This is a genomic window from Amycolatopsis sp. lyj-108 (assembly GCF_046549005.1).
In the GTDB taxonomy this organism is placed as follows: Bacteria; Actinomycetota; Actinomycetes; order Mycobacteriales; family Pseudonocardiaceae; genus Amycolatopsis.
The window spans coordinates 892742-905614 of sequence record NZ_JAJPWQ010000001.1 but is presented as its reverse complement, the minus strand read 5'-3'; the positions used below and the strand labels follow the sequence as shown (position 1 = coordinate 905614).

The 12873-nt window shown below is 70.1% G+C and carries 13 protein-coding genes; 1 reads left to right on the top strand and 12 read right to left on the bottom strand.

What is annotated here, in order from left to right; all coding sequences use genetic code 11:
* Nucleotides 1-171: 171 nt before the first annotated feature.
* The 8 genes from ACLJO0_RS04490 to dacB all read right to left on the bottom strand — a co-directional run bounded on the left by ACLJO0_RS04490 (nucleotide 172) and on the right by dacB (nucleotide 8798).
* Nucleotides 172-1005, bottom strand: a complete 834-nt coding sequence (locus ACLJO0_RS04490) for an ESX secretion-associated protein EspG (RefSeq protein WP_410576666.1) — start codon at nucleotides 1003-1005, stop codon at nucleotides 172-174.
* Nucleotides 1006-1202: 197 nt separating this feature from the next.
* A complete protein-coding gene (locus tag ACLJO0_RS04485) occupies nucleotides 1203-1997 on the bottom strand; it encodes an ESX secretion-associated protein EspG (RefSeq protein ID WP_125786173.1) in 795 nt (264 codons plus the stop codon).
* A 158-nt stretch (nucleotides 1998-2155) separates the two neighbouring features.
* Nucleotides 2156-3526: a WXG100 family type VII secretion target gene (locus ACLJO0_RS04480; RefSeq protein WP_410576665.1), complete on the bottom strand. Its 1371-nt coding sequence runs from the start codon at nucleotides 3524-3526 to the stop codon at nucleotides 2156-2158.
* Nucleotides 3527-3543: 17 nt separating this feature from the next.
* Nucleotides 3544-3909: a hypothetical protein gene (locus ACLJO0_RS04475; RefSeq protein ID WP_101611078.1), complete on the bottom strand. Its 366-nt coding sequence runs from the start codon at nucleotides 3907-3909 to the stop codon at nucleotides 3544-3546.
* Nucleotides 3910-4054: 145 nt separating this feature from the next.
* The gene (hpt, locus tag ACLJO0_RS04470) at nucleotides 4055-4618 is read right to left on the bottom strand and encodes a hypoxanthine phosphoribosyltransferase (protein ID WP_125786176.1); all 564 of its coding nucleotides are present in this window, start codon (nucleotides 4616-4618) and stop codon (nucleotides 4055-4057) included.
* A 13-nt stretch (nucleotides 4619-4631) separates the two neighbouring features.
* Nucleotides 4632-5606, bottom strand: coding sequence for a tRNA lysidine(34) synthetase TilS (tilS, locus tag ACLJO0_RS04465; RefSeq protein ID WP_410576664.1), 975 nt, complete (start codon nucleotides 5604-5606; stop codon nucleotides 4632-4634).
* Complete coding sequence (locus tag ACLJO0_RS04460) at nucleotides 5603-6631, bottom strand: zinc-dependent metalloprotease (protein WP_410576967.1); 1029 nt, start codon at nucleotides 6629-6631, stop codon at nucleotides 5603-5605. Before ACLJO0_RS04460 ends, tilS begins: the two co-directional genes overlap by 4 nt.
* Nucleotides 6632-6731: 100 nt before the next feature.
* A complete protein-coding gene (dacB, locus tag ACLJO0_RS04455) occupies nucleotides 6732-8798 on the bottom strand; it encodes a D-alanyl-D-alanine carboxypeptidase/D-alanyl-D-alanine-endopeptidase (RefSeq protein WP_410576663.1) in 2067 nt (688 codons plus the stop codon).
* A gap of 167 nt (nucleotides 8799-8965) precedes the next feature.
* Here dacB and ACLJO0_RS04450 point away from each other — a divergent pair, with 167 nt between their 5' ends.
* Nucleotides 8966-9481: an inorganic diphosphatase gene (locus ACLJO0_RS04450; RefSeq protein ID WP_125791192.1), complete on the top strand. Its 516-nt coding sequence runs from the start codon at nucleotides 8966-8968 to the stop codon at nucleotides 9479-9481.
* Nucleotides 9482-9649: 168 nt separating this feature from the next.
* Here the strand turns inward: ACLJO0_RS04450 and glyA are convergent, their stop codons facing one another.
* From glyA to ACLJO0_RS04430, 4 genes are all read right to left on the bottom strand, one after another.
* Nucleotides 9650-10918: a serine hydroxymethyltransferase gene (gene glyA / locus ACLJO0_RS04445; RefSeq protein ID WP_125791191.1), complete on the bottom strand. Its 1269-nt coding sequence runs from the start codon at nucleotides 10916-10918 to the stop codon at nucleotides 9650-9652.
* Between the two features lie 111 nt (nucleotides 10919-11029).
* Nucleotides 11030-11443: a hypothetical protein gene (locus tag ACLJO0_RS04440; protein WP_410576662.1), complete on the bottom strand. Its 414-nt coding sequence runs from the start codon at nucleotides 11441-11443 to the stop codon at nucleotides 11030-11032.
* A complete protein-coding gene (locus ACLJO0_RS04435; protein ID WP_410576661.1) occupies nucleotides 11440-11871 on the bottom strand; it encodes an uL11 family ribosomal protein in 432 nt (143 codons plus the stop codon). Before ACLJO0_RS04435 ends, ACLJO0_RS04440 begins: the two co-directional genes overlap by 4 nt.
* A gap of 34 nt (nucleotides 11872-11905) precedes the next feature.
* On the bottom strand, nucleotides 11906-12427 hold the full coding sequence (locus ACLJO0_RS04430) for a gamma carbonic anhydrase family protein (RefSeq protein WP_125791188.1): 522 nt from the start codon (nucleotides 12425-12427) through the stop codon (nucleotides 11906-11908).
* Nucleotides 12428-12873: the final 446 nt, after the last annotated feature.

Genomic DNA, 12873 nt, shown 5'->3' with positions numbered 1-12873 from the left:
TGGTTGGGCGGCTCCTGCTGTTTCCCGCCATCACGATCTTGACGACCCATGGTGCTCCGACACCCGCCCCTCAGGATACCGCCCGCCTGGACGGACGAGGGTGGTGAGCCTCTCGGACGTAAACGGCGGACGTCGCGCGAGGGTTCCCGGAGCGTGACCGGGGCAGCCACCCTAACGTGTGTCAACCGCCACACCGGCGGCTATTTCGCCCAGTCGCGTGCGGAGTGTCTTGATGTCGGCGGGTGACACGGTGACCCATTCGCGGCCGTCCGGACCCGCCTGTGACGTGCTGAGGTAGCGCCCGCTGGCGGTGTCGAACCAGCCGAGGACCCGTGACCGCTGCTTGGCGCCCACGTGGGACCGGCTGTTCGCTGCCAGCTGACCGCCGCGCAGCCTCGGCTGGCCGGTGAGCTTGCCGAACGCCTCACGCGGATCCGCGGAGATGCGTTCACTGAGCGAGACGCGGGACTTCTCCTTGCGACGGACCTTCGCCGCTTCGGGCTCCTCGGCCTTCTTCGTCGGGTTGACGGCGGCACGGATCGGCTCGGTGCGGCGGGCGTCGTCGATCGGCAGCGTGACGGACGCCTCGGAGCCGCGCTGACCCGGCGGCAGCAGCTCGACGACCGCTGTCGGGAGACCGTCTGCGGGGGCCTCCCGCAGCCAGATCCCGGACTGGTCCTGGATCGCGATCACCCCGTCACGGCCGTCGGTGGCGCCGAGCAGGGCGACCGTCGGGGCCTGGAACTCGGGGATGTGCAGCGCGTCGATGGTCAGCGAACCGCGGGCGAGGAGGTACAGCCAGTCCTCGATCCTCCGCTCCAGCCTTCCCCGGCCGTCGCGGATCCCGCGGGCCTGGAGTTCGACGTCGGTGCGCTGGCGCAGCGCCCGGCGCTCGGCCTCCGTCGCGCCGTGCGAACGGACGCGCAGCGGATAAGGCAGGTCGCCGAGCTCGGCGGACTCCCAGAGGAAGTCGAACGCCATCGGTGTGAAGTGTTCTTGGTGCATGCTCCGTGCCCTCCCGGCACCTTGGCTCCTGGGCCTCGGGACACCCAGGGGGTTCACGATAGCGAAGGGGTACGACAGTCGGCGGCCGGATCCGGGAAACGTCCGTGTTTCGGGCGCCGGGGCGTGCAATGAAAGGTCCTTTCCTTGCAAAATTTGCAAGGAAAGGACCTTTCATTGCACGCGAAGGGACCGAGAGATCAGCGTGCGGGCGAAGCGTCCGCCGCGATCTTCCCCAGCATTTCCGTGAGTCGGTGCCGCAGCGTCGCCGGGTCCGCGGGCGCGATGGTGATCCAGTCCCGTCCGTCGGAACCGCGCGTGGCCTGGGTGAAGTACCGGCCGGACTGGGTGTCGAACCAGCTCAGCACCGAAGACCGGGTGCGCGTGCCGTGTTTGCTGCGCGCGTTGGCGCCGAACTGGCCGCCGCGAAGCCGCGGCTGCGCCTGGAGCCGCGACAGGGCCTTGCGGTCCTCGTCGGACGTCGCCGAGCCGTCGACCTGCGGCTGACGACGCTGGAGGAAGTCCGCGCCCGAAGCGCCGACCAGGCCGTCCAGCGGGAGGGTGATCGACTTCTCCGTGCCGCGCGAACCCGGCGGCAGGAGGGAGACGATCGCGCTCGCGAGGCCGTCCGGGGCGATGGGGTGGAAGTGGAATCCGCGCGGATCCTGCACCGTCAGCAGGCCTTGCCCGCCGACCAGCGACGCGACCGCGAGCAGCGGTTCGGTGTTGGGATTGTTGAGCTGGACGCAGTCCAGGCTCAGGTCCGGCCGCGCGAGGACACCGAAGTAGTCCTCGATATGCGGTTCGGGACGGCCGCGTTCGTCGGCGAGACGACGCTGGTTCAGCGACTGGAGCGTCTGCGTCCGCAGCGCGCCGCGCTCGTCCATGGTCGCCCCGTGCGAGCGGAGCCGCAGCGGGTACGGCAGCTCACCGGCGTTCGCGCTCTCCCACAGGAAGTCCAGCTCGACCGGGGTGAGCAGGTCACCGTTCGCCATCTTCCGCCCCAAATGTCTGTTGGTGAACCCGCCGGTGAATCGGCACAGCGGGTCACGCGTGGTCGCCTTTCGGCGTCGATCTTCAGCTCCGCCGACAGGCTCTCGCACAAGTCAGCGGGCGCGCGGCCGGATCGGCCGCGCGCCCGGTGAAAACCGCTCTAGCGTTCGTCGTCTTCGGTCCAGGCGCCGATGACCGGCGGCGGGGTCGCCTCGTTGGCGCCGAAGGCGTCGTCCGGGTCCGGCTCGATGAGGAACGACGCGTGCGTGTGCTCCTCTTCCTGCTCGGCCTGCGCGCCGGGGGCGCCCATGCCCATGCCGCCGCCCATGCCCTGCATCGGCGGCGGGGTGGCGCCGATGGTGCCACTGGAGGACACGATGCCCTGCTGCGGCACGGCCTGGGACGCGGCGCTCTGCGCGGGGGCCTTCTCGGTGGCCGACGCGTCGGTGCTGTCGGTGTCCTTGGCGCCGGACTTGTTGCCCTGTCCGAGCGCCTTGGCACCGGCGTAGCCGAGGCCGCCGCCGAGCGCGGCCGCGGTGAGGGCCTGGCCGAGTCCGTTGCCGCCGCTCGCCGGGGCGTGCGGGGTCGCCATCGGGGCACCCGCGCCGGAGGCGACGCCGGCACCCGGCGCGACACCGGAAGCCGGCAGGTTCCCCGCGGCGGGGGTGTAGCCGGCCTGCGAGAACGAACCCGCGTCCGGACCGGCCTGGAGCGGGGCCCCGACGCTGCCCTGCGCGCCGCCGTAGCCGTGCGTGCCGGCGAGGACCGGCGTACCGGAGACCGCGCCCGAGTTGAGGCCCGCGCCGCCGACACTGCCGACACCGCTGAACGAAGCGCTGTTGTGCGAGGCGGTCGGCTTCATGCCGAGGGATTCGGGGCCGAAGCTCGGGGTCGAGCTGTCGACCTCGCTCATCTCCTTGGTGTAGGCCTCGAGGAACCTGGCCTGCTCCGCCCGCACTTCCTTGTCCTGGTCGGCGAGGGGCTTCTGGTCGGTGATCATGCCGACCGGGCCGGCCGCGAGGGCCTGCGCCATCGCCTTCTCCGGGCTGTAGTCGGTCGGCTTCGGCATGAGCTTGACCTTGGTGGCCGCGTCGGCCTGCTTCTGCAGCCTGTCCGACATCGTGCGCGCGGCTTCGGAGGCCTGCGAACCCGAGTTCGCGATGGCGACCAGCGAACCCTGCGCGGCGGCCGCGCCCTGTCCGATCCAGGCGGCGCCGAGTTCGGAGATCGCGTTGTAGAGGTCGTTCGAGGCCTGGCTCAGCTTGCTGCCGTGCGAACCCCAGGACTGGCTGATGCTGGTCGCGGTGCTCGGGTCGTTGCCGAGGTTGGCCTGGTTCCACAGGTCCTGGCTGCTCGGGGCGCTTTCCCAGTTCGGCGGGTTGGTGATGGCGCGGTCGGCGCCGATGTCGAACCCGTCGGAACGGCCGCGGGCGGACGACACGATGCCCTCGGCGTGCGAGTTGTCGCCGAGCTGGACCGGCGTGCTGGTGCTGCTCTCGCCGTAAGAGTCGGCGCTGTGCTTCGGTGGCATGGCTTTCTGACTCCCCCTCAGACGTTACGGAACGGCTCGGCGGCGGCCTGGTCGATCTCGTGGTACCGGGCCATCGCGGTCACGATGCCGGACTCCGCGGCCTCGTACTGCTGGTACAGGTTCTGGAGCGCCGCGGCGTACGAGTCGCCGCCGCCGTCGGCGCGGTTCGCCACCTTCGCGGCGATCGCGTTGCCGACCGGGTTGTTGCCCAGCTTCGGCGCCTGCCCGAGGTCACCCGCGCGCTGCAGCAGGGCCTCGACGGCGTCCTTGCCGGTGCGGATCTTGTTCAGGGCGGTCTGGGCCGCGTCCGGGTCGATCCCGACCTGGCCCTGGGCCGCGGCGTTCTTGAACGCGTTCGCGTCCGCCAAGCTGCTGTTCCCCATCTGAGCTCTCTCCGTTTCCCCCGGGCCAGGCCACGACGGCTTCGTCGGCATTGGTCTTCGCATAGGTTAACGCACTTGATCGCAGCCTATGACGCGTTCTCGGTGCTCAGGGTTCCGCATTTCCCCAGACGCGGGCAAGCGGTTCTCAAGACGTGTAAACGTGCGGATCCAGGGTGCCGATGTAGGGCAGGTCCCGGTAACGCTCCGCGTAGTCCAGGCCGTATCCGACTACGAATTCGTTGGGAATGTCGAACCCGATGTACTTGACCGGTACGTCGACCTTGACCGCCTCGGGCTTGCGCAGGAGCGAGACGACCTCGAGCGAGGCCGGGTTGCGGCTGGCGAGGTTCTTCAACAGCCAGGACAGCGTGAGCCCGGAGTCGACGATGTCCTCGACGATGAGCACGTCGCGGCCGGCGATGTCGCGGTCGAGGTCCTTGAGGATCCGCACCACGCCGGACGAGGACGTCGCCGAGCCGTAGGAGGAGACCGCCATGAACTCGAGCTGCGAAGGAAGAGGGAGTGCCCTGGCGAAGTCGGTCATGAACATCACCGCGCCCTTGAGCACGCCGACGAGCAGGAGGTCTCCCCGCCCCGCGCCGGGGCCGTCGGCCGGATAGTCCGCGGCGACCTGCGCGGCCAGTTCGGCGATCTTGTCGTTGATCTGCTGCTCGGTGACGAGCACGGAGGCGATCTCGCCTTCGTACACGGGACGATCCCCTCTAGGTGGTGGAATGGGGTGCTTCGAGCAAGAGCCTGCCATGCGCCCGCTTGGCCACCAACTCGCCGGGTAGCCAGACCCCGCCCTGACCCCGCCAGTTCCCCACCAGCGCGTCGACCGAACGCAGGTGGGCGTCGGTGAGTTCGCGGACCCCGGAGTCCAGCAGCCACCTGCGGAGGACGCGCCGCCGCAGCGCGGGCGGTTCGGTGGCGAGCACCGCGGCGTCGAGCCCTTCCCCGGTGAAGGCCCGCAGGTGGAGCTCGTCCGCGAGTGTGTCCAACGCCTCGGTGTCCTCGCGCAGTTGCGCCGCCGTGCGGGCCAGCGAGGCCGCGACACCACCGGAAAGCACATCCTCCAGAAGGGGCAGTACTTCCGTCCGTAACCGGACACGGGTGAACCGCGGGTCGTCGTTGTGCGGGTCCTGCCACGGGTCGACGCCGAGCGCCCGGCACGCCTGCCGGGTGATGGCGCGGGTGACGCCGAGCAGCGGCCGCCCCCATGGCGGGTCGTGCGGCCGCATCCCGGCCACCGATCGCGGTCCGGAGCCCCGGCCGAGGCCGAGCAGGACGGTTTCGGCCTGGTCGTCGAGGGTGTGGCCGAGCAGGACGAGGCCGTGTCCGCCGGGGAGCGCCGAACGCAAGGCGCCGTAGCGGGCCCGGCGGGCCGCGGCCTCCGGTCCACCCGCGCCCTCGACCCGCACCTTCAGGACCTCGGCGGTGTCGGCGCCCAGTTCCCGCGCCGTACTCGCGGCTTGAGCGGCGGTCTCGGCGGAACCGGTCTGGAGGCCGTGGTCGACGACGAGTGCCCGCACCTTCAGCCCGGCGCGGGAGCCGACGAACGCCGCCGCTTCGGCCAAGGCCAGGGAGTCCGCGCCGCCGGAGACGGCGACACACACCTCGTCGGCGACGGTCGCCGACGCCAGGAAATCCCGTACGGCCGACCGCACGGCCGCGATCGCCGGATCCGGTCCGCTCACCCGTGCAGGCGCCGCACCCAGGCCGCCGGATCGGTGATCTCGGCCCTGGTCGGCAACGTGTTCGGCGAAGTCCACACCGCGTTGAAGCCGTCCATGCCGACGGCGTCGACGACGTGCTTGGTGAACTTCGCGCCCTGTTCGTACTGGCGCAGCTTCGCGTCCACGCCGAGCAGGCTGCGCAGCACGCGGTCGATCAGCCCGCCGCCCTTGCGCCGCGCGGTGAACCGCGAACGGATCAGCTCGACACTCGGCACGACCTGCGGCCCGACGGCGTCCATCACGAAATCGGCGTGCCCCTCCAGCAACGTGGAGAGGGCGAGGAGCCGGTCGAACACCGCGCGTTCGCTCGGCGACTGCAGGAGTTCGGCGAGTCCGGCGCCGCCCGCCTTGCCCTTGCCGATCTGCTTGATGGTGTCCGGCAGACGGCCGACCAGATCGCTCAGCCCGTCCGCGTCCCGGCCGGCGAGCCCGCCGATCAGGCGCTCGACCTCGTCGGCGAAGTAGTCGCGCAGCCAGGTGACCGCGGTGAACTGCAACCGGTGGGTGCATTCGTGCAGGCACACCCACAGCCGGAAATCGTGCCCCGGCACGTCCATCGCCTGCTGGGCGGCGACCACGTTCGGCGCGACGAGCACCAGCTGCCCACGGCGTTCCGGCCCGCCGAACGGGTCGTACTGGCCGAGCACGCGGGAAGCCAGGAAGGCGAGCACCAGACCGGTCTGGACACCGGCGCCACCGGCCAGCACGGGCGCCAGCGGGCCACCTTGGGCCTCCGGCAGCGCGCGCCCGGTGAGCGCGTCGAGCCCCGCGGCGGCCGAGCGGACCCAGCCGGGCCTGTCGACGACTTCGGCTGGCAGCAGCGGCAGGTCGAGGCCGAGCCCGGTCAGCTCGCGGACGTGCCCCTCCGCCTCACTGGTCAGCTCACGCAGATCGGCGACGGCTTCTTCGGCCACTTCGCGGTCGACCACCGGACCGCCACGCACCAGGAGGGCGCCCGTCGAGGCGGCCAGGGACCAGTCGACCATCGAACGTGTCTTGGTCGGCGTTTCCTCAGTCACTCTTATGACGCTACCCGCTGAAAGACCGGTTTCCGTCCCGACTTCCTCACGCTCCGATTCCGTTCGCTCACCTGCAGCCGCACTTGTGCAAGGTCGCCGCGACGACGTCGAGCGCGGCCCTGCCCTTGTTCTGGTCCGAACCGGACGACATCAGCGCGAACACGAGCATCCGGCCGTCGGTGTCCAGCACCACGCCCGCCAGGGTGTTCACCCCGGACAGCGTGCCGGTCTTGCCGCGCACCCAGCCGCGGCCCGCGGCCGACGCGGGATCGCCGTAGCGCTTCTCCAGCGTCCCGCTGCCGCCCGCGACGGGAAGGCCGGCCAGCAGGGGCCGCAGTTTGGCCGTCCGCGGATCCTTGCCGTCCGGCGCCGCCGCGACCGCGAGGATCTCGCTGAGCGCCTTGGCCGGGATCTTGTTCTGGTCGGACAGTCCGCTGCCGTCGTTGATCTGGACGCCGGTGAGGTCGAATCCGGCCTGCTTGAGCACGTCCATCGTCGTGGCCGCGCCGCCGGTGAACGACGGCTCGGCGCCCTTCGCGAGCGCGAGCTGGCGGGCGAGGACGTCGGCCATCAGGTTGTCCGAAAGCTGCAGCAGCGAGTTCGCGAACTCCGCGAGCGGCTGCGACTTGACCTCGCCGAGCACCTTCGCGTCCTTCGGCGCCGTCGTCGTACCGCCGGCTTGGGCTTCGAGCTTCCCCGCGATCTTCTGGGTCAGCGTGGCCGCCGGGTTCGCGATACGGGGCGAATGGTCGTTCTTCGGATCGGCGCGGCCGCCGTCGGCCATCACGGGGAGGACCGGCGCCATGTAGGTGTTCCCGGCGGCCGTGTCCTCCGGGTCCCAGCCCTTCGCCGACGTCGGTCCCTTGAACAGGCTGATGTCCAGCTGGACCTTGGAGATCTTGCCGCCGCCCGCCTTCTTGACCTGGGCGACGAGGTCGTCGACGTGCGCGGCGCCCGGGTACAGCGGCGAGTCGGTGCCCAGCGGCAGCGACGTCAGCGAGGGGTCACCGCCCGCGACGAGGATCACCGTGCCCGGCTCGGCGCCCTGGACGATCTTCGTCGAGAACTGCGTCCCGTGGTCCATCGACAGCAGCGCGGCCGCCACGACGAGGATCTTCGTGGTCGACGCCGGGGTCAGCGGGGTGCCGGAGTTCTTGTCCCAGAGGACGTCACCGGTCGCCGCGTCCACGACGGTGCCGGTGAGCGTGCCGAGGTCGGCGGCACCGGCGGGACCGGCCAGCGCGGCCGCGAGACCTTCCTTCGTCGGCGCGACGCCGTTGACGTCCGGCCCGTGCAGGACCCGGGTGACACCGGCGGGCTTCGGGATCTCACCCTTCGGCGCGTTCGGCGCCCAGGGCAGGCCGAGCCGGTTCGACACCTTCGGCATCGCGGCGGCGCCGCCCATCCCGGCGAGCAACAGGACGACGACCAGGGTCGTGATCAGCAGGGTCTTGCGCTTGCGCTTCGGCTTCGGCGCGGGCGCGGCCTCGGTTTCGGCTGCCGGGGGTTCCTGGGACGGCGGCTCGGGCCGCTGGATCCCGACGGTGGCTTCGGAGTCGAAGCGTTCTTCGGACGGCTCGATGCGGACCGGGCGCGCGTGCATGGTCGCGGACGGGACCGGCGCGGGAAGCGGCGGCTCGACCCGGCTCTGCTCGGGACGGCGCGACGGCTCCTGACGCGGCTGCTCCTGCCTCGGGGGTCCCTGGCTCGGCTCGGGTCTCGAGGGTTCAGCGTCACGCGGTGGGGTGGCGGTGCCCCGGTCGAACTGGTCCCAGTCCGGTTCGTCCTTGTGCTGCGGCTGGACCGGCTTGACGAAGAGCGTCTTAGGCTCTTCGTGCTGCTCCGGCTCGGCCGGCGTCACCGGTGTCACCGGCTCGAAGGCGGACCACTGCGGTGTCGGGGTCTCCGGAACGTCCGGTTCCTCGTCGATGTCACCGACCTCGACGACGGGCTGGAACCACGAGCCACTTTCGGGTGTGACCTTCGGCACTGACAGCTCTTCGGTCTTGCCGTTCGCCAGGCCCGACATGGGCAGCCAGACGGTGGCCTCACCCTCCCTCTTGGCGCCCTTGGGCTCGGCGGATGAGGTGTCCTTGTCGTCCGACGGCCACATCGGGACATCGTTTTCCGGCACTCAACGCTCCTTCATCCACCGTCCGGGGAAGGGGCCAAGCTCACATACGACCACATCGATGCGACCGCCCGAGCCCCCGTGGTCCACACTAGTGAAGACAAGACCATGAACTCGGTGAGCCGTCCGCGACGGCGGGGCGTACCAAAGACGAGAGCAGCGAGGCCGGCGTGGAATTCGACGTCACTATCGAAATCCCCAAGGGGGAGCGCAACAAGTACGAGGTGGACCACAAGACCGGTCGGATCAAACTCGACCGGACGCTGTTCACCGCCACGCAGTACCCCGCCGACTACGGGTTCATCGACGACACCCTCGGCCAGGACGGCGACCCGCTCGACGTGCTGGTGCTCGTCCAGGAGCCGACCTTCCCCGGCTGCCTGATCCGCTGCCGCGCGATCGGCATGTTCCGGATGACCGACGAGAAGGGCCCGGACGACAAGGTCCTCGCCGTCCCGACGAACGACCCGCGCCTGGAGCACCTGCGCGACATCCACCACCTCAACGAGTTCCACAAGCTCGAGATCCAGCACTTCTTCGAGGTGTACAAGGACCTGGAGCCGGGCAAGAGCGTCGAGGGTTCGAGCTGGGTCGGGCGGTCCGAAGCCGAGGCCGAGATCCAGCGTTCGTTCGAGCGTGAGACCGACCGGCTGGCCAAGGAAGCCGTCGACGGTCCGGCTCACTAGTCGCTTAAGTGCCGAAGGGGCCCTTCACCGCGTCGCATGCGGTGAAGGGCCCCTTCGCTTCTAAGCACTCACGATCACCCGCCGACCGTGTCGCGAAAGCCACTTTCGGGACGCTGGGCGTCGCGAAAGTGGCTTTCGCGACGCACCAACCCAACCCAAGCGCCCTGATTACGCCGAGTAGCCCGGGATCGGGAACGGCGCCAGGAACTCGCGGATCTCGGCGGCGATGGTGTCCAAAGCGGACTGTTCCTCGCCGGCCGCCGCGGTGATCGTGCGGTCGATCCAGTCCGCGACCTGCGTCTGGTGCTCCGGCTTGAGCCCGCGGGTGGTGATCGCGGAGGTGCCGAGGCGGATGCCGGACGGGTCGAACGGCTTGCGCGGGTCGAACGGCACCGTGTTGTAGTTCAGTTCGATGCCGGCGCGGTCCAGCGCCTGCGCGGCCGGTTTGCCCGGCACGTTCTTGTTCGTCAGGTCGATCAGCAGCAGGTGGTTGTCGGTGCCGCCGGACACGAGGTCGTAGCCGCGTTCCACCAGCGCCTCCGCCAGCGCGCGGGCGTTGGCGACGATCGTGTGCGCGTACTCGGCGAACTCCGGCTTCTGCGCCTCGCCGAGCGCGACGGCGATCGCGGCGGTCGTGTGGTTGTGAGGGCCGCCCTGCAGACCGGGGAACACCGCCTTGTCGACGGCCTTCGCGTGGTCGGCGTCGGAGAGGATCATCGCGCCGCGCGGGCCGCGCAGGGTCTTGTGCGTGGTCGTGGTGATGACCTGCGCGTGCCCGACCGGCGACGGGTGCGCGCCGCCGGCGACCAGCCCGGCGATGTGGGCGATGTCGGCGACCAGGACGGCGTCGACCTCGCGGGCGATCTCCGCGAACGCCGGGAAGTCGATGGTGCGCGGGATCGCGGTGCCGCCCGCGAAGATCAGCTTCGGCCGGTGCTTCAGCGCGAGTTCGCGGACCTGGTCGAGGTCGACGCGGCCGGTCTCCTTGCGGACGCCGTAGCGGACCGGGGTGAACCACTTGCCGGTCGCGGACACGCTCCAGCCGTGCGTGAGGTGGCCGCCGTCCGGCAGCGCCATGCCGAGGATGGTGTCACCCGGCTGCGCGAAAGCGAGGTACACCGCCAAGTTCGCCGGCGAGCCGGAGTACGGCTGGACGTTCGCGTGGTCGGTGCCGAAGACGGCCTTCGCGCGCTCGATGGCGAGTTTCTCGACCTGGTCGATGAGTTGCTGGCCCTCGTAGTACCGCTTTCCGGCGTAGCCCTCGGAGTACTTGTTGGTGAGGACGGTGCCCGTCGCCTCCAGTACGGCCTGGGAGACGTAGTTCTCGGACGCGATCAGGCGGATCTTGTCGTGCTGGCGTTTCGCCTCGTCCTCCACGAGCCCCGCGATCTGCGGGTCGGCGGCGGCGAGCGCGGAAAGTTCGGGCTGGTGTGTCATCGGACGTACTCCTGCCAGAGACGGCCGGACCCAGGCGCGCGGTACCGGCCTTGTCGTCGCTTCCCGGTGGTGCTCCACCTCAAATGGCGCCAGTCGCTGGTGCGGACAAGCCTAGAGCACGGGCCGGGGCTCGGCGTGCGGACGATGTCCGGCGCACCACCGGCGGCTGCATCCGGCCGTGCGATCACAGAACGCCTGTGCGCAGACGGCGCAGCGTTTGATCCGCCGCCAGCCGCCGAACGCGACGAGTTCCGCCAGCCCGGAGGCGCCCGCGACCAGGTCGCCGCAGCCCGGCCACGAGGTCACCTGCACGACACGCCAGCCGTTTCCGGCCTCGACCAACCGGGGCGCGGCACCGGTCCCGGCGAGGATCCGGTTGAGCCGGTCGGCGGCCGCGTGTTCGTCGGGCAACGCCGATACGACTCCGGCGAGCCACGGATTCCCTTGCGCCAAAAGCCTTTCCGCGACCTCGAGGGCCGGGTCGAGGTCGCGGAAGGGCGGGACGATCACGTGCTTGCGCGTCACGGTTCTTCGATCGCGACGCCCATCGAGCGGGCCGTGCCCGCGATCGTGCGCATGGCCGCGCCCAGGTCTCCGGTGTTGAGGTCGGGCAGTTTCCGTTCGGCGATCTCGCGCAGCTGCTCCTGGGTCAGCTTCCCGGCGACCTCATGCCCTGGGCGTCCGGATCCCTTGCCGCCCAAGGCTTTCTTGATGAGGAACGACGCCGGCGGGGTCTTCAGCCGGAGTTCGAAGGAGCGGTCCTCGAACACCGACACGACCACCGGGACGATGTCGCCGCGCTGCGTGGCGGTCGCCGCGTCGTAAGCCTTCTTGAGCTCGACGAGGTTCACGCCGGTCTGCCCCAGCGTCTTCCCGAGGTCGACCACCGGCGCGTTGCCGGCGGTCAACTCGAGCGTCGCCTGGTGCGTCTTCTTCTTCGACTTCGGTGCCATGAGCCCGAAGCTATGGTCTCCAGTTACTGGAGAGTCAATCGATCGGCTTGATGCTTTCCGCGTGCCTGCGCGCCAGCTCCTGGTAGATCGCCGCGTTGTGCTCCACCCAGCCGCGGGCGGTGCCGTCGAGCGGGACGTGCTTCTTCGCCGGACTGCCCATGGCGACCGTCTCCGGCGGGATGATCATCCCGGGTGTCACCGTGGCACCGGCCGCGACCAGGGCCTTCGCCCCGATCTGCGCCTTGTCGAGCACGGTGGAGCCGTTCCCGATCAGCGCCTGCTCGCCGATCGTGCAGTCGTGCACGAGGCACTGGTGCCCGACGGTGACGTTCTTGCCGACCTCGGTCACGCCGCCGTTGACGTGGATGACCGAGTTGTCCTGGATGTTGGCGCCCTCGCGGATGAGGATCCGCCCGAAGTCGGCGCGCAGCACCGCGCCGTACCAGACGGAAGCACCCTTCTCGACGACGACGTCACCGATCAGGGTGGCGGTGGGGGCGATCCACGCTTCGGGATCCACCTGGGGACGGTGCCCCTCGAATTCGAACATCGGCATGCCCCGCACCCTATGCCGAAAATCCGTGAAGGCCTCCTTCTGTAATGGCCGCTTTCTGACCTGCGCAAACGCGCCGGATGGGCCGGTGACCAGCGAAAACCGATCCTGTTAGTACCGGTCGCTACTGGCCCTTATCGGTGCTCGTGTGTACCCAGCGCGTACCGGTACACAAGCCGTTGGCCCCCTCCTTTGACCAGGTGGGGGCCTTCTGCTTTGTCGGTCAGGACTTCCGTGCCTCGCGCGGGCTCAGGGCGTCCGCGATGATCCATTGCGTCTGAGTGTCGCCCGCGTCAGGCTCGCCCATGGCGAACGTGACCCATCCGACCCAATGGCCCGTCGTGGTGGCTCTCCACATGCTCAGGAAGCCGGGCACCTTCACCGTCAGGTCTAGCCCGTCCGACACAGTGGAGACCGTCTCAGGGACCTGGTAAACGACGCTCAGGTCA

Bases quoted from the DNA above. Each gene is read 5' to 3' on its own strand.
- ACLJO0_RS04480 (WP_410576665.1), bottom strand. From the start codon at position 3,526: ATGCCACCGAAGCACAGCGCCGACTCTTACGGCGAGAGCAGCACCAGC.
- glyA (WP_125791191.1), bottom strand. From the start codon at position 10,918: ATGACACACCAGCCCGAACTTTCCGCGCTCGCCGCCGCCGACCCGCAG.
- ACLJO0_RS04460 (WP_410576967.1), bottom strand. From the start codon at position 6,631: ATGGTCGACTGGTCCCTGGCCGCCTCGACGGGCGCCCTCCTGGTGCGT.
- ACLJO0_RS04490 (WP_410576666.1), bottom strand. From the start codon at position 1,005: ATGCACCAAGAACACTTCACACCGATGGCGTTCGACTTCCTCTGGGAG.
- ACLJO0_RS04430 (WP_125791188.1), bottom strand. From the start codon at position 12,427: ATGCCGATGTTCGAATTCGAGGGGCACCGTCCCCAGGTGGATCCCGAA.
- ACLJO0_RS04475 (WP_101611078.1), bottom strand. From the start codon at position 3,909: ATGGGGAACAGCAGCTTGGCGGACGCGAACGCGTTCAAGAACGCCGCG.
- ACLJO0_RS04435 (WP_410576661.1), bottom strand. From the start codon at position 11,871: ATGGCACCGAAGTCGAAGAAGAAGACGCACCAGGCGACGCTCGAGTTG.
- ACLJO0_RS04485 (WP_125786173.1), bottom strand. From the start codon at position 1,997: ATGGCGAACGGTGACCTGCTCACCCCGGTCGAGCTGGACTTCCTGTGG.